Genomic DNA, 18,737 nt, shown 5'->3' with positions numbered 1-18,737 from the left:
GCCCAGCAGACATCTTTATACGGACCTACGGACCACTTTCTGGTACTCCGGGACCCATGTCTGCACAGTCAGCTACGACCGGCCAAGTGCTCGAATTCCAACTCGGCGAGGAGACGTACTGCGTCAGCATCGACTACGTGACCGAAATAGTCGACGTGGGCGACCTGACGCAGGTTCCGAACGCCCCAGCGCACGTCGAGGGCGTCATGGACCTCCGCGGTCGGACGACGTCCATCGTCGACCCGAAGGTCGTCTTCGGCATCGGGGACGACGCCGACGGGAAACGCATCATCGTCTTCGACCCGGCTATCGTCCAGACGCAGGGCGCCGCCGGGTGGCTCGTCGACGAGGTGTTCCAGGTCGTCCAGATTACGCCGGAACAGGTCGACCGGTCGCCGGCCAACGACTCCGGGTCCATCCGGGGCGTCGTCAAGCGCGACGACGACTTCGTCATCTGGGTAGACCCCGCTGTCGTCCACAGTGAGGGCTGAACGCGTCTATACCCGGGTTTCGTGAACAAGACTTTTCAACGCACCACACACCACGCTTACACAACCTTCCACTCCACCCCACAGAACATGATAGAGCTAACCAAGACAGGCATCGACGGTCTCGACGACATCCTCAACGGCGGTATCGTGAAGAACTCCACGACACTCATCAGTGGGAACCCCGGCGCTGGCAAGTCGATTCTCTGTCTCCAGTACCTCTACAACGGTGTCGAACAGTTCGACGAGAAAGGCATCTACCTCTCCTTCGAGGAGAACGAGTCCGACCTGCGACAGGCCGCCGAATCGCTGGGCTTCGACAAGTGGCGTGACTTCGTCGAGAACGGCGACATCAAGGTGTACGACAAGCAGGTCCTCCTCCGGGAGAACGACTTCTCCTCGTCGCTGGAACTCCTGCTGGAGGACTTAGAGGACGAGGAGTACGACCGACTGGTCCTCGACTCGCTGGCGATGTTCGAACTGTTCTTCGAGGACGAGAAGGAGAAGCGGACGTACCTCCTGAAGTTCTCCGACATCCTCCGGGACAACGGTCTGACGACGCTCCTGACGAACGAGCAGGGTGCCGTGTTCCCCGACACGGACATCGGACTGGAGAACTACCTCACCGACGGTAACATCTACCTCATCCAGACCCCCACCGACACCGGCGTCAGCCGCTACGTCTGGGTGGCGAAGATGCGCAAGCAGAACATCGAGACCGACATCTACCCGATGGAGATAGACTGGGGTGGTATCAAGGTCCACCAGAACGCCAGCGCGTTCTCGATGATGAGCGAGGAAGAATCACCGATATAGGCTGGGGTTAAACCGTTATTAAGTCCTGAAACGCCCGTTTCAGGGCATATGTGGGTGGTTCTGGGTGGTTCGGCTCTAACGCTCTATTTACCCCAAACTCACTCAGTATCATCGGCGATAGCTTTATAAAATTCAAAATTCATGTTTTGATAACGATGGCTTCAGCGGATATTCTCCAGACGCTGGGGAACAAATACAGCGCCGAAATCCTCGACGCGACAGACGAACCGGTCTCGGCGCAGGAACTGAGCGACGAACTCGGCATCCCGATTGCGACCTGCTACCGACGTATCGACGAACTCACCGAACACGACCTGCTCGAACTCCACGACAACATCCTCTCGGACGACCGGCGGCGAATCAAGGTGTACCGCCGGAACGTCGACGAAGTCAGCGTCGATTTCGAAGAGGAGCTCTCGGTCCACGTCGAGGAGCGGTCGGAGGTGACCAACAAACTCGACGAGGCGTGGCGGACGCTCTCGGACGGCTGAGCCGCCGAACTGCCTTATCCGCTTATTATCAGGACAGATATTTTAGAGGGTGGATTTAATAACGGCTTTCTCGTAGGCCGATGCAGTGCCGATGATAGAACTCCTCTACGCCATCTCGACGCTGGTGTTCGTCGTCGCCGGACTCACCATGGTCGGGATGGCGATGCGGGCGTACGTTCAAACGTCCCGGCAGGCGATGCTCCACCTCTCGCTGGGGTTCTCGCTGGCCGTCGCCGGTGCGGCCGCGACGATGATAAGCGCGTTCGTCAACGACTTCGAGGGCGTGCGCTCGCTGTTGCTCGTCAACAGCGGTCTGACGACGTTTGGCTACCTGTTCGTGATGTACAGCCTCGTGACCTACGAGTGAGTCGTCCCGGGACGTCGGGACTCACGGCGGCCACCGGATAGCCGTATCAATAGTTAATTTTTGTATAGCGCGTGCGTGCGAGCCCGGCGATTAATCGACCATTTTCTCCCGAGCTGGCCGGCACACATGGTGGTCTCCGACTCACCGCTTTCTCGCCCGAGTCACGGGTCTCTCCGTCCGTTCTAACGGCGTCGCCGTTGCGGGCCGCTGCACCACCGACTGTGGCCGACCATTTCGAGTAAAACGACCGATTAACGGCCTGAAAGTATCGTTATCAGCATAGATATTTCGGGGGGAGGTATTATTACTGATGAAACGCAGACTGATAGTAGGGTCAGACAGGCCCGGAATATTCAATGTTCACGGAACTACGAAACGACGACGACCGCGGGCAGGTCGGTATCGGCACGCTCATCGTGTTCATCGCGATGGTGCTGGTCGCGGCCATCGCCGCGGGCGTCCTGATCAACACGGCCGGCTTCCTCCAGAGCAGTGCGGAGGAGACCGGGCAACAGAGCAGTGACCAAGTGACGAACCGACTGGAAGTCGTTAGCACCGTCGGGACCGACATCGACAGCACGAACAAGGAAGTCGACACGGTGCAGATTACTGTGAAGAAGGCTCCCGGTGCGGCGAACATCGACCTTGGTAGCACCATCGCGCAGTGGGTTGAATCGTCCGGTTCGTACGACCTCACGCAGGGCTCGACTGCCAACAGCGACAGTTTCTCGGTCTCGACTGTTCAGGACGACGACTCGTCGATTTCCGAGAGTAACGTGCTGAACGACCCGGCCGACCGCGCGACGCTGCGTTTCAGCGCCGTCGACCTCGGCTCCAGTGGTCTCGGTGAAGGTGCCACGGCGACGATTCAGTTGAACACCCAGTCCGGCGGTACCACGACTGTCCGCCTCGTCGTCCCGGAGACCCTGTCCGGCAACTCCGCCGTCACGCTGTAAGCCGGCGTATCTTTCTTTTTCTCGAAGCAACTCTCCACTAGCGGTGCGGTTCTCGACGGTGACTCACCACCAGCGACGGAATTATACCACTCCCTCACACACTAGCCGATATGACCCCGGGGTCAGACGAACCGAATCCGGAGGACGGCAAGATACTCTCCCCGGAGGAACTCGACATCGCGGACGACGACCACGTCACGGAGATAGACGAGGGACGGTACGTCGTCTCGCCGGACGTGCGGACCGACGACTCCTACGGCAATCAGGTGTCTGCCGACGCGGGCCCCCAGTCGGAATCGGCGACGGACCCCGAACCCGACACCGTGAGGTTCACCGACGCGGACGTCCACGAGTGGCTCGCAGAGCAGATGGCCGACTCGAACACCCGCTACGGGTTCGACGTGACCGCGAAGTTCGACGGCGACGTGGACCAACAGCAACTCTCCTCGAACGACATCGTCACCGTCTTCGAGAGCTTCATGCTCTGGTACGGGCGTCAGATGGACGGCTCGACGGCCGTCGAGGACGTCCTCGGCATCCTCCTCTCGGAGTCGAACGTCCCGGTGAAGTATCCGCCCGGGTGCTTCAGAGAGATGGTCAAATCGACCGGCCTCTCGCCGGACGACACGATTGCCGACCTCGTGGCGGCGGTCGAAGAGCAGGACGGCGCGGAGTTCTGAGCGTCGAGAGCTTTAACACCGGGGGGCGTCGTTGCTACGGCAGGCGATGACTCGACGGTATCTGGTGACCGGTGTCGCGCTCTTCGTCGTCGCCGTCGCCGTGTTGACGGGACCGTTCGGGGTGGACGTGACCGCCGAGCGACCGACGGACTTCGGCGAGGGGACGGCGACAGTCTCGTCGGTGACCGTCCAGACGGCGGCCTTTCGCGTCACGGACGGTCGGTTCGGAACGGGAGTGACGTACCTCCGACCGCCGACGGCGACCGTTCGCCTCGCGTCGGTCACCGGCCGCCCGCGACTCGTCTACCTCGTCTCGGTGCCGGCCCTCGACGTGGAACTGGTCGAGACGGCCGTCGTGACCGGGCCGGGGACGTATCGGCTCGGCCCCGACGACCACGGGATGGGTCGAGAGACCGTCGAGCGAGCGACCTACGAGGGGCGACTGACGGTGCGCGTCCAGAGTTTCACCACCGACCGGACGGTCTACCGGGAGAACGCGACCGTGGAGGTGGGGGCGTGAGCGGTGCCGAAGGAGCGAGAGGGCGACTCGTCGCCTTCGGTCAGTGGCTGTTCGCCGACCGCTACGGACTGGTGTTGTGGTTGGGGTTGCTCTGCTGGTTCGGGCTGACGTGGCGCGTCGGCATCTTCATTCAGGACACCTACGCGACGGCGAACACGCTCGTCGCCCTCGCCGACGGCCACCTCCACGTCACCGAGATTCAGTACTCGCTCACGCTAGGGTCACAGCCGGGCCTCCATCGCTACGACGGGTTGCTGTACGGGCGAAACTACGGGCAACTCGCGCTGGCGGTACCGCTGGTCTGGGCGCTGGAGGGTCTCGCTCTCCTCGTCGACCCGCGACTCCTCCTCGCCGGTCTGTGGGCGGGCCTCGGACTGGCGTTGGTCACGCAGACGGGGCGTCTCGACGGCATCGACAGAGACAGGACGGTGACGGTCGGTACGGTGGTCGTCGCCCTCCTGTTCGTCGGGAGCGTCCTCACGGCGACGAATCTGGACCCGGACCGACTCGCGCTGGCGGCCTACCAGTTGTCCACGATGGCCGCGGCGGCCACCGCCGGCGTCCTCCTGTACCGTCTCGTCGGCAAGTGGCACGGGCGACGGGTCGGACTGGCGGCCGGCGCCGCTCTCGGTCTGGCCACGCCGGTCGGGTTCTGGTCGACGCTACCGAAACGCCACACCCTCGTCGCGACGCTGACGCTCGCGGCGGTGTACGCCTTCGCCGTGAGCAGACGGGCCGAGGGCCGGGCCGCGCTCCGAGCCAGAGCGGGGGCCTACGCGCTCGTGGGCGTGGTCACGTGGGTCCACGCGTTCGAGGCGTTCTTCCTCGTCGGCGTCCTCGGTGTGGTCGACCTGCTGACCGCGCGTTCGAACCGACCGCGGGACCTCCTCGTCGTCGCCCTCGTCCTCCTCGCGGCGACGACGCCGATGCTGGCGACGAACTACGCCATCAGCGGCAACCCGGCGGAACCGCCGCGACTTCTCCCGGACGTCGAGGACGACGCCGTCGAGTTCGCGCCATCGGTCGACGAGAGTGGGGCGACCGACTCCGGCGCCGACGGTGGCACCGGTGGAGAGTCTGGTAATGGGGGTGATACCGCGATTGACGGTGATACGACGCCGAGGGGACCGACCGTTCCGTTCCTCGGGACGGTACTCGACGCCGCCGAACCGGTCGGGGAGTTCGCTGGCGGGGCGGTCGTTGACGGTGTCGGCGTTCTCGACGACCCCGCGCGTCTCTCGTACATCTTCCTCCGAAGCGGACACATCCCGGGGGTGCGGTACTGGCTCAACGATAACGAGACGATAGAACTCGCGTTGTTGGAAGCGACGCCGGTACTCGGTGCGCTGTTGGCCCTTCCGATGCTGGCGGGTCACCGACTATCGGACGGTAGGTGGAGAATCGGCCGATTCCCACACCCGCGGCGGCTCTCGCCACGCCGACAGACGGACTTCCTCGTCACGGCGCTTGCGCTGGTGTTCTCTATAGTCTACCTTTCGAGTCTACCGCTGTTCAGTCAACTGACGGTGCGGTATATCCACCCGATTATCCCCCTCGCAGTGTACGGCGTCTGCCGGGTGCCCGCCGTCCGCGAGGGCGTCAAAGCGGAAACAGGGTGGCTCGTCCGAGCGTACGCCCTCGCCCTCGTGGCGGCGCTGACGGTCGTTCTCGGCGGTATCGTGACCCTCGGACTGGCGCTTGGCGAGGCGGTACAGTACCACGCGCTGTGGAACCTCGCGGCCGCGCTCGTCTGCGCCGTCGCCGTCGTCGGTCGCACCCTCGCGCCCGACCGCTTCTCGGAACGGGCAGTCGCGACTGGATTGGCGCTCCCCGCCGGGTTCGCGACGGCGTACCTGGTGCTGTCGGGGCTGGTGTACTTCGAATACGGCGTCTACGCGTTCGACCTCGTGCGGGTCGTCGCCGACCTGTTACCGACGCTGTGAGCGCAGACCGCCGCGACAGCGCTACACGACCGCAGTACGGCGGTATCACAGGCGATAATTTACGGGTCACATTTATTTAGCTCATCGCGGTACTTCGTGTCGATAGGTCATGCCTGACGTACTGATTGCCGACGATTCGGAGTTTATGCGCAACCTCCTTCGGGAGATTCTAGAGGAGGACCACACCATCGTCGGAGAGGTGGAGAACGGCGTGGAGGCGGTCGAGGTGTACAAAGAGGAGACGCCAGACTTGGTGATGATGGACATCGTGATGCCGATTCGGGACGGCATCGAGGCGACCGACGAGATAAAGTCGGCGAACCCCGACGCCAACGTCATCATGTGCACGAGCGTCGGTCAGGAGGAGAAGATGAAGGAGGCCGTGAAGGCCGGTGCCGACGGCTACATCACCAAACCGTTCCAGAAGCCCAGCGTGATGGAGGCCATCGAGGACGTCGTGCCGTCATAGATGAACGTCGACATCCAGTCGCTCGGAACGTTCAACCAACTCGCACACGAGGGGGCCCAGCAGGCCACGCAGTCGCTCGCCCAGATGACGGGCATCGACGCCAGCGTCGACGTGACCCGGATTACCTTACTCGACCGGGCCGACGTCGGCGGGGAACTGACCGGGGAGGAGTTCGTCGGCGTCCAGTTCGGCTTCGAGGGTGTGCTGGAGGGGGAGACAGTGCTCGTCTTCGACACCGACTCGGCCGACACTATCGCGGAGGCACTGATGCCCGGTGCCAGCGACGACCCCGCGATGGCCCAGAGCGGCGTCAAGGAGATAGGCAACATCATGATGAGCGGGTTCATCGACGGGTGGGCCGACTACCTCGACTCGACCATCGACCACTCGCCGCCGGAGTACATCGAACGCGACGGTGCCGACGTGTTGCCCGAGGCCCCGGAGTCAGGGGGACACGACCAAGTGTTCGTCTTCAAGTCGGAGATAGAGTGGGTGGGCGAGTCGGTCAACTTCTACATCTACATGCTTCCCGAGTACGACCCGCTCGCGGAGGCGATGATGGAACACGGGGACACCGACGCCGACGCGATTCCCATCGACAAACTTCAGACGTTCAACGAGATGACCACCGACGGCACCCAACAGGCCGCCGACAACGTCGAGATGATGACCGGCATCCCGACGGACGCGGAGGTGACCCAGATTAGCTTCGCACCCATCGAGGACGTGCCCAAACAGGTCGGCACCGACACGTACGTCGGGACGGTGGTGGAGTTCACGGGCGTCCCCAGCGGCTACCTGATGGTGCTGTTCGACGAGGTCTCGGCGGTCAACGTCGCCGAGGCGATGATGCCCGTCGAGGTGGACGGCGACGGCGTGACCGACCAGCACAAGGCCGCCATCGAGGAACTCGGCAACATCATGACCAGCGGGTTCGTCGACGGGTGGGCGAACGTCCTCCAGACGTCGGTCGACCACACGCCGCCGCGACTGGTCCACGACATGGGCCGGTCCATCGTCGACCCCCTCGCCGCACAGGTCGGCCAGCATCAGGAACACGCGTTCATCATCAACTCGACGATGCGGACCGACGACATCGAGTTCAACGCCGAGATTCACGCGCTGCCCAACGAGAAGGAACTGCGCGAGGCGCTCGAAGATTTGGACGTCGACCGTGCCGACGAGACTGACGCGGACGTCGAACAGATATTCGAATAATGAAAGTCTACGACGGCAGTCAGACGGAGCGTACGCAGGAGACCGAGCCAGAGCGAATCAAGGTCGGTATCGCCGAGTACCGGGTGACGACTGACTCGGCCGTACTGACCACGAGCGGTCTCGGGTCCTGTATCGGCGTCGGCATCTACGACGAGATGTCGGGTGCCGCCGGCCTCGTCCACGTCATGTTGCCGACGGCCGAAGACGTAGAGGGGGGAAACCGAGCCAAGTTCGCGGACACCGGCGTTGCCGCGCTGGTCGAGGCGCTCGAAGCCGAGGGGGCATCCCGCGAGCAGATGCGAGCGAAGATAGCCGGAGGGAGCGACATGCTCGACTTCTCCGAGAACGGTGCCTCTATCGGGTCCCGCAACGCCGACCAAGTCCGGACGACGCTCGAAGAGCACGACATCCCTATCATCGGTGAGGACGTCGGTGGCGACCACGGCCGGTCGCTCCGACTGGAAGCCGACACAGGGGACTTCGTGGTCAAGAGCGCCAACACCGACTCGAAGACGCTTTGAGTCCCGTCGCTGACAGCCACGACCCGGCCCAGTATCACGAACGATGTCTGACGGACGGCATCCACTCGTCTGCCGCAAACGCGCTCATCAGGGCGTCTATCCACTAATCTCCACCCGAAACCAACCTTATCAGGATAACTACTCTATTCGAGATATTAATTCCTGAATTAGAGATTAGAAATTTGGGATTTGTTATCAACGATGATAGGCTAGACGGAATATTCAAGGGTGTCTGAAGTAATTTATAACGACAATGAGTAGTCTCGCTCTCCTGCCGACGTTGCAGGCACTGTCCCCGGACGTGGTCGCACTCGTGCCCGCGTTGCTCGTCCTGCTCTCCGGGGGCCTCGTCGGTATGAGCATCAAGAACATGTTCGACTCCATCATGTCGGACGACGAGAGCGACGACGACGGCGACGACGAGATGGCCGACGGCGGTGGTCTGATGGCGGAAGAGGGCGGGGGTGGCGACGAACTCGGTGGCCTCGGTGGCTTGGACGACGGCGACGACATGGGCGGGTTCGGCGACGACGAGTTCGGCGACATGGAGGACGCGACGGGACCGGACACGGACGAACTGGAGCACCGACTCGACGAACTGGAGAACGAGGTCGGCAGTCTCTCCTCGACGGTCAACACGGTCCGCACGGAGAACGAGTCCATCTCCGAGTCCGTCGACGAGGTGGAGGAGAACGTCCGGAAACTCCTCGACATCTACGAGATGGTCACGCGCGGGGTCAACCCCTTCGCCGACGACGTCGACGCCGGGATGGGCGGCGGCGGTATGGGCGATGGCTCGTTCGGCTTGTTCGACAGCGACGACGGGGGAGACGACACCGACGACATCGACGAAGACGTCGCCAGCGCCGACGCGGAGGGCTTCTTCGACGAGGACCTCGTCGAGGACGACGGCGGCGACATGTCGATGGACGACGGCGACGACATGTTCGGCGACGACGATTTCGGCGGCGGCTTCGAGGACGACGGCGGGTCGTTCGACGAGGAGTTCGACGACTTCGAGGACACGGAGGACGACATGAGCATGGACGACGGACTCGACGTGGACGAGGGTGGGAGCGACGACGGCGGGGACGGCGGCAAGTCCTTCGCCGAACTGAAAGACGAGTACGAGTCGGGCGACGCCGACTGGGCCGAGGGAGAGTCCGAGGACGACGAGGAACGCCTCGCGGACGAGGAGGACGAACTGTTCGAAGACGACGACGGGGACTTGCTGGACGACGAGGGCGGCCTCGAAGACGACGACCTGTTCGACGAGGTCATCGACGACGACGGACTGGACGACGCCGAGGCCGAGGTCGAACCCGACCCCGCCCCCGTGGACGACGGGGCGGCAGACACGACGGCGACCCCGGACTCGACGGCCCAGCCAGACCCGGACCGGGAACCGGAACCCGAGACGACGGCCGACCCGGAACCGGAGCCCGAGCCAGCGTCCGACCCGACGACCGCGGCGACCGCGGAGACGGACGGAAGCGCGGAGAGCGACGGCGGGAAACCCTACCTCCAGACGATGCCCGAAGGGTTCGCGGCGGACCTCATCGTGGTCGAGTGGCTGGAGTTCCTCGTCGAGCAGGCGGGCTACCGCGAGGCCGCCCGCGCCATAGACTACTACGAGACCATCGGATGGATCGACGCGTCTGTCGCCGACAGCCTCACCGAGTACCTCCGCGGGTTCGACGACGTATCGGACACCGGCGGCGGCCTCACCATCGACCACCACACCGAGAGCCTACGCTACATCTCGCAACTCGACGACGACAGCGGCGCCGACGCCGTCGCGCTCTCGAAACTCGTCGGAGGTGGTGCCGATGGGCTTCAGCGTTAGCGGTTCCGCGGCCGTCGTCTTCGTGGCCATGTTCATCGGCTTCGGGATGTTCTACAGCGCGACGGCCAACGGGTTCGAGAACGTCAACGACGCCCGCGACGTGCAGGCCGACCGGACGCTCGAACAGCAGAACACGGCTATCGACGTCACCGACGTCACGTACAACACGACGGCGGACTCGCTGAACGTCACGGTCGTCAACGCGGGGTCGACGGACCTGACCGTCAGCGACGTGGACCTGTTGGCGAACGACGACTACCTCACCGGCTACCGGTCCGCCGTGGACGGCGACGAGGCGACGGACCTGTGGCTCCCCGAGGAGCAACTCGTGGTCAACGCGACGGGGATACCGTCGGACCCCGGCCGCGTGAAAGTGGTCACCGGCCCCGGCGTCGCGGCCGTCGAGACGACGCAGGTGGTGAGCTGAGATGGCGAGCGTCTCCGCCTCCCACCTCATCCTGTTCATCGCCTCGATGATGGTGGCTGCGAGCGTCGCCGGCGTCTTCACCGACACCATCGGCCAGTTGAGCAACGCCGTCTCGGAGCAGGGGTTGGACGTCAGCGAGGAGGTTCGGACCGACGTCGAGATAATCTCCGACAGCGGTAGCGGCGCCATCTACGACAGCGACGGGAACGGGAACGTCACGCTCCACGTCAAGAACACGGGGTCGGAACCGCTGGGGGCCGACCCCGGACAGATGGACCTGTTCCTCGACGGGTCGTTCGTCACGTCGTTCGGCGTGACGCTCGTGGACGGTACCGACGGCGTCTGGCGGCCCGGCACGGTTGTCCGCGTCGAGATTTCGGCGCCCGGGCTGTCGGGCGACCACCGCGTGAAACTCATCGTCAACGGCGACGAGGAGGTGTTCAGGTTCCGAGCATGAGCCTCGCAAGTACCGACCTGTTCTCGCTGGGACTGGACGACCACGACCGACTGAACAAGGAACTGGGCGGCGGCATCCCTCCGGGGAGCATCATCCTCGTCGAGGGGGACTACGGGGCCGGCAAGTCCGCGATGAGCCAGCGGTTCACTTACGGACTGTGCGAGGAGGGCCACGAGGTGACCTACCTCTCGACGGAACTCACCGTCGGCAGTTTCTTGGACCAGATGCACTCGCTGTCCTACGACATGGTCGACCACATCTTGGACGAGAACGTCCTGTTCTTGCACGCCGACATCGGCGACTCGAACACGTTCTCCGGCGGCAACGAGGAGCAGGACCGCAAGGAACTGCTCCGCAGACTCATGGAGGCGGAGGTGATGTGGGAGGCCGACGTCGTCGTCATCGACACCTTCGACGCCATCCTCCGGAACGACCCGAAGTTCGAGGCGCTGGTCCGCCAGAACGAGGAGCGACAGGCGGCCCTCGAGATTATCTCCTTCTTCAGGGACATCATCTCTCAGGGGAAGTGCATCATGCTCACCGTCGACCCGTCGACGCTGGACGAGGAGGCCATCGGCCCGTTCCGGGCCATCGCCGACGTGTTCATCGAACTGGAGATGATAGAGGTCGGGAACGACGTGCGCCGGCAGATCAACGTCCTCCGGTTCGCCGGCATGGGCGAACAGGTCGGTGACACCGTCGGGTTCTCCGTGCGGTCGGGGACGGGCATCGTCATCGAGTCGCGGAGCGTCGCATAAGGGGTGATCTAAGATATGACAGACCACGGACGCGCGAAGCCATCGGACGAACTTCGACAGATTGCCGCCCGGCGGCCACACCTCCGGGACCACCTCAAGAAGTTCAAGCAGATTACCGGCGAGTTCCCGATGCTCATAGACGAGGCCGACGGCGAGTACGAGTCCGACCGACCGAACGTCCTCTACCCCGTCGGCGGCCCCATCTTCTGTCACATCTACGGCGACGTGGGACAGGACACGAAGTACTACGCCATCGAACCGGAACTCGACCAGGACGAACGGGCGGTCTTCGGCAAGGTCCGCAACCGCCTCCTCCAGAAGAGCGTCAACAAGCCCGCCCCGGAGAGCGAGGCGGAGTACGACGACCGAATCGAGGAACTGCTTCAGGAGACGACCAGAATCCGAGACCAGGACGACGACCGGGGCGTCCTCACGCGCCTGTCGAACCTCGCCGACGTCGGCAGCGTCGAGGTCACCCAGTCGACCTACGAGAACATCCTCTACCGCCTCAACCGGGACATCGTCGGCTTGGGGCCGCTCGAACCGGTGATGCGCGACCCGGCCAACGAGGACATCCACGTCATCGGCCGGAGCGAGTGCCACGTCGACCACGGCGTCTACGGGATGCTGGAGACGACGGTGGAGTGGCAGAGCGAGGAGGCCTTCGACCAGTGGCTTCGGAACATGGGCGAACGGATGGGCGACCCCGTCTCCGACTCGGACCCCATCGTCGACTCGACGCTGCCGGACGGGTCGCGTCTGAACCTCATCTACTCCGACGACGTGAGCCTCAAGGGCCCCTCGCTCACCATCCGACAGGGCGACGAGATTCCGCTCTCCATCTTCCAGATTACGAAGTGGATGACCCTCTCGCCGGAACTGGCGGCGTACCTGTGGCTCTGTCTGGAGAACGAACAGACCGTCTTCGTCGTCGGGGAGACGGCCTCGGGAAAGACGACGACGCTGAACGCCATCACCTCGTTCATCCCCGCCGACGCGAAGATTTACACCGCAGAGGACACCGCCGAGGTGCTCCCGCCCCACAACACGTGGCAGCAACTGCTCACCCGCGAGGGCGAGGACGAGGGGACCAGCATCGACATGTTCGACCTCGTCGCCGCCGCCCTCCGTTCCCGCCCCGACTACATCATCGTGGGTGAGGTCCGTGGCGAGGAGGGTCGGATGGCGTTCCAGGCCGCCCAGACCGGCCACCCCGTAATGTTGACCTTCCACGCCAGCGACATCGTCTCGATGATCCAGCGGTTCACCGGCGAACCCATCAACGTCCCCGAGACGTTCATGGACGTCGCCGACGTCGCCCTGTTCCAGAACCGCGTCAAGCAGGGCGACCAAGTCCTGCGTCGGGTCACCAGCGTTCAGGAGATAGAGGGGTACTCCAAGGAGATGGACGGCGTCGTCACCCGACAGGTGTTCAACTGGGACCCCGTCGAGGACGAAATCGTCTTCCAGGGGATGAACAACTCCTACGTCCTCGAAGAGCAAATCGCGACCCTGCTGGGGTACGAGGACACCCGCGACATCTACGACGACCTGCAGTTCCGGGCGAACCTCATCGAACGCGCCATCCAGGAAGGGATTCTGGGGTACCACGAGGTCAACGACTTCATCCGGGACTTCCAGCGAGACGGCGTCGAAGGCATCCCGTTCAACGTCTCTCGACCGAACTGACGATGGCCCAGAGCGAAGCCGAGACCGGCATCGACCTCACCATCACCGAGACCGTCCAGAGCCTCGTCGAGTCGTACCGCCAGATGACGATTCCGCTGGAACGGTACCTCTTTTTCATCCTCCTCCCGTCGGTGGCCTTCTTCGTCCTCTCGGCGGTGGCGGCGCTGTTGCTCGACCTCCCGATGGCCATCCGAGCGCCGATTCCGTTGCTCGGGTTCCTCGCGATGGTGTCGGCGCTGTTCTACCCGAAGATTCTGCTCTCTCAGCGCAAGCGGGAACTCAACAACCGCTTTCACCTCCTCATCACCCACATGACGGTGCTGGCGACGACGAAGATAGACCGCATGGAGGTGTTTCGCACCCTCGCGCAGGAGGAGGAGTACGGGGAACTCGCCATGGAGATGCACCGCATCACGCAACTGGTGGACACGTGGAACCAGAGCTTAGACGACGCCTGCCGTCGTCGCGCCAAGGAAGTGCCCAGCGACGCCTTCTCGGACTTCCTCGACCGTCTGGCCTACACCCTCGGGGCCGGCCAGTCCTTAGAGGACTATCTGCTGTCCGAACAGGAGCAGATTATCCAGCACTACACCACCGTCTACCGGAGTTCGCTGGACAGTCTGGAGGTCATGAAGGACCTCTACCTCTCGATGATTCTCTCGATGACGTTCGCATTGGTGTTCGCCGTCGTCCTGCCGGTGCTGACCGGGACGAACCCGACGATGACCGTCAGCGCCGTCATCGTGATGTTCGTCTTCGTCCAGTCGGGGTTCTTCCTCGCCATCCGCTCGATGGCCCCGTACGACCCGGTGTGGTTCCACCCCGAGGAGTACCCCTCGCCCATCGAAGAGCGTCTCGACAAGTCGATGTACGCCGGCGTCGGCCTCTCGGCGCTACTGGTGTTCGTCACCGTCGGCGGCATGTTCGGCGTGTCCCCGATTACCCTGAACGACCTGCTGTTCTTCCTCGACAGCGTACCCCTGCCGTTCTACGCCGTCGTCCCCGTCACCCCGATGCTCATCCCCGGCATCGTCTTCCGCCAAGAGGAGCAGAAGGTCAAGGCCCGCGACGACGAGTTCCCCAGTTTCATCCGCGCGCTGGGGGCCACCGAAGGGGCGAAACAGTCCACGACGGGGATGGTGCTCCGGACTCTCCGCAAGAAGGACTTCGGGCCGCTGACCCAGAACATCGACGACCTGTACAAGCGGTTGAACATGCGCATCGAACCCACGTCGGCGTGGCGGTACTTCACCGCCGACTGTCGCTCCTACCTCGTCCAGACGTTCTCCGAGATGTACCTCATCGGCCGCGAGATGGGTGGGTCCCCGAAGCAACTGGGCGAACTCATCGCCGCCAACATGAATCAGGTGCTCCAACTCCGCCAGAAGCGCAAGCAGGCCACGACGACGCTCGTCGGCCTCCTCTACGGGATTACGGCCGCGTCGACGTTCGCCTTCTTCATCGGCTTACAGGTCGTCAACATCCTCGCACAGATGTCGCTGAACCTCAACGCCGGGAGCCGACTCGACGTGAACTCCCTCATCAACACCGGCGTCTACGACATCCCGCTCATCGAGTTCCTGTTGGTCATCATCATCATGTTCTCGGCGATGCTGTCGGCGCTGATGATTCGCACCGTCGACGGGGGCCACAAGGCCAACACCTACATGCACTTCGTCGTCCTCTCGTGGATTGGCGCCATCACCGGCACCTTCACGAAGTGGCTGGTGACGCAGTTCCTCGCCATCTAGGGGCGTCCTCCCGCCGGCGACCCGCCGCTCCCCGTGTTCGCGAGCGGAGGACCGACCGCTCGGGCGGGGCCTACGCTGACAGGGACGTCAGCGGCGACACGTTGGCACGGCCATCGCGTGTCACCTCACCACGACGACTTCTCCTCCATCGAACTCACCTGCACGACGAGGCGGTCCTCGTCGCGGTTGTCCTTCGTGATGGCGGACCCGCGGCCGGTCATGCACTCCCCGGCGTCCAGATACTCCGTCTCGATGGTGTAGCCGCCGGGGGCGTACAGTTCCGCCGTCGCGGTGCCGTCGTCCAGAATCACTCGGTCGTACTCCGTCGTCCTGACGACTGCCCCCTCGTACCGGACGCGAACCGCCGGGTCGTCGTCTTCGAGTTCGCCGTCGCCGACGCGGGCCTGTACGTCCGCGAACGTCGTCTCGCCCGGTCCGCACTTGCCGCCGCCGAGACAGCCGGCAAGCCCTCCGGCCACCGTCGCCACCGTCCCCTGTAAGATGTCCCGTCGCTCCATGCCTTCGTTTCACATGTCGGCGTAGTAATTGTATCGGCGCCGACGGTCGCATAGCTGGGGGTGAGGGCGCGAAAGAAAAGAGCGCGGTTCGAGCGCGGAGTTAGTCGTCGGCCGGCGCGGCGCCGCCCTCTTCGTGCTGAGCCTTCGTGTGTGGCAGTTTGCCACCGTCGGCGAGGATTTCGCGTTCGCGCTCGGAGGCGTCCAGCGTGGCCGTGGCCTCCCAGTCGTCGTTGACGCGGATGGTGAACTCCTCCTGCCCGGAGCGGACGGCCTCTGCGACGTCGTCGACGATTTCGACGTCGTCGCCCTGCTCTATCTTCTCGTACGTGTCCTCGTCGATTTCGAGGGGGACGATGCCGAAGTTGAACAGGTTCGCCTTGTGGATGCGGGCGAAGCTCTGGGCGAGGACGGACTCGATGCCCAGATACATCGGGCACAGCGCCGCGTGCTCACGCGAGGAACCCTGCCCGTAGTTCTCGCCGGCGACGAGGACGCCGCCGTCGGCTTCCAGCGCGCGCTCGGCGAACGTGTCGTCGACCCGGGAGAGGGTGAACTCCGAGAGCTTCGGGACGTTCGACCGGTACATCAGGATGTCCTGCGTGGCCGGGATGATGTGGTCCGTGGTGATGTTGTCCTCCATCTTGAGGAGGGCTTCACCGCCGACCTCGGCCTCGAGCGGGTCCTTCAGCGGGACGTCGCCGATGTTCGGGCCCTTGATGAGTTCGTCGTCGACGGCCTCGTCGGGGGCGATGAGGTCCGACTCGGAGTTGCCGATGTACTCGTCGGGCATCTCCAGACCGGGCGCTTCGAGGTCGCCGAGTTCGTCGGCGAGGTCGCGCGGGTCCACGATTTCGCCCTTGATGGCGGCCGCGGTGGCGACCTCCGGCGAGCAGAGGTAGACGTTGTCGTCCTCGATGCCGGAGCGGCCCTCGAAGTTGCGGTTGAACGTCCGCAGGGAGACCGAATCCGAAGCCGGGACGTGGCCGATGCCGATACAGGCACCACACGTCGCCTCGGAGAAGTTGACGCCGGCGGCCATCATCTCCGCGGTCCAGCCCTGTCGGGCCAGCATCTCGGAGGCCTGCTTCGAGCCGGGGGCGACGATCATCTCGGTCTTCTTGTCGATGTTGCGCCCTTCGAGCATCTTCGCGGCCGGGAGGATGTCCTCGTAGGCGCCGTTCGTACAGGAGCCGATGATGACCTGTTCGACGTCGACGCCCTCGACTTCGCTGACGGGGACGACGTTGTCGGGCATCGACGGCTCGGCGATGAGCGGTTCGAGGTCCGAGAGGTCGACGACGATTTCGTCGTCGTACTCGGCGTCCTCGTCGGGACCAATCTCGACGTACTCGTCCTCGCGGCCGAGGCGTTCGAGGTAGTCCTCGGTCTGCTCGTCCGTCGGGAAGATCGAGGAGGTGGCACCGAGTTCGGTGCCCATGTTGGTGATGGTCGTCCGCTCGGGGACGGTCAGCGTCTCGACGCCGGGGCCGGTGTATTCGAGCACCTTGCCGACGCCGCCCTTGACCGACAGGCGGCGGAGGAGCTCGAGGATGACGTCCTTGGCGGTCGCCCAGCCGGGCAGTTCGCCTTCGAGTCGGACGTTGACGACCTCGGGCATGTCGATGTAGTAGGCGCCGCCACCCATGGCGACGGCGACGTCCAGCCCACCGGAACCGATGGCGAGTTCGCCGAGGCCACCGGGGGTCGGGGTGTGGGAGTCCGAGCCGAGCATCGTCTTGCCGGGCGCGGCGAAGTTCTCCTTGTGGACGTTGTGACAGATACCGTTGCCGGGGCGCGAGAAGTGCGCGCCGAAGGTCCCCGCGGCCGAGCGGAGGAAGCGGTGGTCGTCCGTGTTCTTGAAGTCGAACTGGTAGGTCTGGTGGTCACAGTACTGGGCGGCCAGTTCCGTCTGGACCTCTTCGAGGCCGAGCGCCTCGAACTGGAGCCACACGAGCGTCCCAGTCGTGTCCTGTGTGAGCACCTGGTCGATTTCGATACCGATCTCCTCTCCGGGTGTCAGCTCCCCTTCGACGAGATGGTCGTCGAGAATCTTTTCCGTGAGCGTCTGTCCCATAACGTCCGACAATCGACGGCGCGCGCGTATAAATCCCGCGTATTCCGCCCTATTTTTCATCAACCGCTCCCGTCGTCCGTCGATTTCGCCTGCGGCGCCGAACAGTACTGTTTTCGCCGTCGCCGCCCCAACGGGGCCTATGTTCAAGAGCGGACAGTTCGTCGCCGACGCCCTCGGCGACGTGCGCGAGGCACAGGTGCAACCGAACGGCGTCGACCTCACCCTCGGGACGGTGTACGAACAGGTCGAACCGGGGCGCATCGAACGCGGCGGGAAGACCGTCGGGAAGCGACGCGAACTCGACGCCGAAGACGGCGTCTACACGCTCTCGCGGGGCGGCTACGTCGTCGAGTACGCCGACCGAGTCGTCGTCCCCGAGGGCCACGTCGGCTTTCTCTACCCCCGGTCGTCGCTCCTGCGCAACTCGTGTATGCTGGATACGGCCGTCTGGGACGCCGGCTACGAGGGCCGCGGCGAGGGTCTGCTGGAGGTCCACCACCCGATAGAACTGGAAGCGGGCGCGCGCATCGCCCAACTGGTCCTCGCCGAGGCGGCCCACGAGGGGACCTACGAGGGGAGCTATCAGCGCGAGAACCTCGACTGACCTCCGGGACCGCGCCCGCCCGTCCGACTGGCGTATGTTTAAATAGTACCACCGAGTAATACCGAACGGTGCCCGGGCGACGCCGGACCGACGCCTCTGACAGCCCGTTCGTCCGGTCCGACCTGACACCCATTTGTCGTCGGA

Annotated in this window: 20 protein-coding genes; 18 read left to right on the top strand and 2 right to left on the bottom strand. The window is 64.1% G+C overall.

The window, feature by feature from the left end:
- The first annotated feature begins 56 nt into the window (after positions 1–56).
- From Hhyl6_RS07315 to flaJ, 17 genes are all read left to right on the top strand, one after another.
- A complete protein-coding gene (locus tag Hhyl6_RS07315) occupies positions 57–491 on the top strand; it encodes a chemotaxis protein CheW (protein ID WP_483738555.1) in 435 nt (144 codons plus the stop codon).
- 87 nt (positions 492–578) lie between these two features.
- Positions 579–1,304 (top strand): RAD55 family ATPase, encoded by a 726-nt coding sequence (locus Hhyl6_RS07310; RefSeq protein WP_483738554.1) that lies wholly within the window; start codon positions 579–581, stop codon positions 1,302–1,304.
- Positions 1,305–1,459: 155 nt separating this feature from the next.
- A complete protein-coding gene (locus tag Hhyl6_RS07305; protein WP_483738553.1) occupies positions 1,460–1,795 on the top strand; it encodes an ArsR/SmtB family transcription factor in 336 nt (111 codons plus the stop codon).
- A 91-nt stretch (positions 1,796–1,886) separates the two neighbouring features.
- Positions 1,887–2,162 (top strand): DUF7521 family protein, encoded by a 276-nt coding sequence (locus Hhyl6_RS07300; RefSeq protein ID WP_220618007.1) that lies wholly within the window; start codon positions 1,887–1,889, stop codon positions 2,160–2,162.
- A 356-nt stretch (positions 2,163–2,518) separates the two neighbouring features.
- Entirely contained in the window at positions 2,519–3,118 is a 600-nt protein-coding gene (locus Hhyl6_RS07295) for an archaellin/type IV pilin N-terminal domain-containing protein (RefSeq protein WP_483738552.1), read from the top strand.
- 110 nt (positions 3,119–3,228) lie between these two features.
- Complete coding sequence (locus tag Hhyl6_RS07290; protein WP_483738551.1) at positions 3,229–3,798, top strand: DUF7500 family protein; 570 nt, start codon at positions 3,229–3,231, stop codon at positions 3,796–3,798.
- A 46-nt stretch (positions 3,799–3,844) separates the two neighbouring features.
- On the top strand, positions 3,845–4,318 hold the full coding sequence (locus Hhyl6_RS07285; RefSeq protein WP_483738550.1) for a hypothetical protein: 474 nt from the start codon (positions 3,845–3,847) through the stop codon (positions 4,316–4,318).
- Entirely contained in the window at positions 4,315–6,261 is a 1,947-nt protein-coding gene (locus Hhyl6_RS07280; RefSeq protein ID WP_483738549.1) for a hypothetical protein, read from the top strand. The genes Hhyl6_RS07285 and Hhyl6_RS07280 overlap by 4 nt, the downstream gene beginning before the upstream one ends.
- A gap of 109 nt (positions 6,262–6,370) precedes the next feature.
- On the top strand, positions 6,371–6,730 hold the full coding sequence (gene cheY / locus Hhyl6_RS07275) for a chemotaxis protein CheY (RefSeq protein ID WP_483738548.1): 360 nt from the start codon (positions 6,371–6,373) through the stop codon (positions 6,728–6,730).
- Positions 6,731–7,948 carry a chemotaxis protein CheC gene (locus Hhyl6_RS07270; RefSeq protein ID WP_483738547.1) on the top strand — a complete coding sequence of 406 codons (1,218 nt, stop codon included), beginning with the start codon at positions 6,731–6,733 and terminating at the stop codon, positions 7,946–7,948.
- Entirely contained in the window at positions 7,948–8,469 is a 522-nt protein-coding gene (locus tag Hhyl6_RS07265; protein ID WP_483738546.1) for a chemotaxis protein CheD, read from the top strand. The genes Hhyl6_RS07270 and Hhyl6_RS07265 overlap by 1 nt, the downstream gene beginning before the upstream one ends.
- A gap of 253 nt (positions 8,470–8,722) precedes the next feature.
- Entirely contained in the window at positions 8,723–10,315 is a 1,593-nt protein-coding gene (locus tag Hhyl6_RS07260) for a FlaD/FlaE family flagellar protein (RefSeq protein ID WP_483738545.1), read from the top strand.
- Positions 10,299–10,742 carry an archaellum stator protein ArlF gene (arlF, locus tag Hhyl6_RS07255; RefSeq protein ID WP_483738544.1) on the top strand — a complete coding sequence of 148 codons (444 nt, stop codon included), beginning with the start codon at positions 10,299–10,301 and terminating at the stop codon, positions 10,740–10,742. Before Hhyl6_RS07260 ends, arlF begins: the two co-directional genes overlap by 17 nt.
- Before the next feature lies 1 nt (position 10,743).
- Positions 10,744–11,199, top strand: coding sequence for an archaellum stator protein ArlG (gene arlG / locus Hhyl6_RS07250; protein WP_483738543.1), 456 nt, complete (start codon positions 10,744–10,746; stop codon positions 11,197–11,199).
- Positions 11,196–11,957, top strand: a complete 762-nt coding sequence (gene arlH, locus Hhyl6_RS07245) for an archaellum protein ArlH (protein ID WP_483738542.1) — start codon at positions 11,196–11,198, stop codon at positions 11,955–11,957. The genes arlG and arlH overlap by 4 nt, the downstream gene beginning before the upstream one ends.
- 15 nt (positions 11,958–11,972) lie before the next feature.
- The gene (locus Hhyl6_RS07240; RefSeq protein WP_483738541.1) at positions 11,973–13,646 is read left to right on the top strand and encodes a type II/IV secretion system ATPase subunit; all 1,674 of its coding nucleotides are present in this window, start codon (positions 11,973–11,975) and stop codon (positions 13,644–13,646) included.
- 2 nt (positions 13,647–13,648) lie between these two features.
- Positions 13,649–15,397: an archaellar assembly protein FlaJ gene (flaJ, locus tag Hhyl6_RS07235; RefSeq protein ID WP_483738540.1), complete on the top strand. Its 1,749-nt coding sequence runs from the start codon at positions 13,649–13,651 to the stop codon at positions 15,395–15,397.
- Positions 15,398–15,522: 125 nt separating this feature from the next.
- Here flaJ and Hhyl6_RS07230 read toward each other — a convergent pair whose 3' ends face one another.
- A complete protein-coding gene (locus Hhyl6_RS07230) occupies positions 15,523–15,915 on the bottom strand; it encodes a hypothetical protein (RefSeq protein ID WP_483738539.1) in 393 nt (130 codons plus the stop codon).
- 100 nt (positions 15,916–16,015) lie between these two features.
- Positions 16,016–17,989, bottom strand: coding sequence for an aconitate hydratase (locus Hhyl6_RS07225; protein ID WP_483738538.1), 1,974 nt, complete (start codon positions 17,987–17,989; stop codon positions 16,016–16,018).
- A 139-nt stretch (positions 17,990–18,128) separates the two neighbouring features.
- Between Hhyl6_RS07225 and Hhyl6_RS07220 the strand changes: the two genes are divergently transcribed.
- On the top strand, positions 18,129–18,593 hold the full coding sequence (locus Hhyl6_RS07220) for a deoxyuridine 5'-triphosphate nucleotidohydrolase (RefSeq protein ID WP_483738537.1): 465 nt from the start codon (positions 18,129–18,131) through the stop codon (positions 18,591–18,593).
- Positions 18,594–18,737 lie beyond the last annotated feature (144 nt).

It is taken from the genome of Haloarcula sp. H-hyl6 (assembly GCF_056934455.1).
Note: the sequence above shows the minus strand (reverse complement) of the source record. Positions and strands in the feature narration are given on the sequence as shown.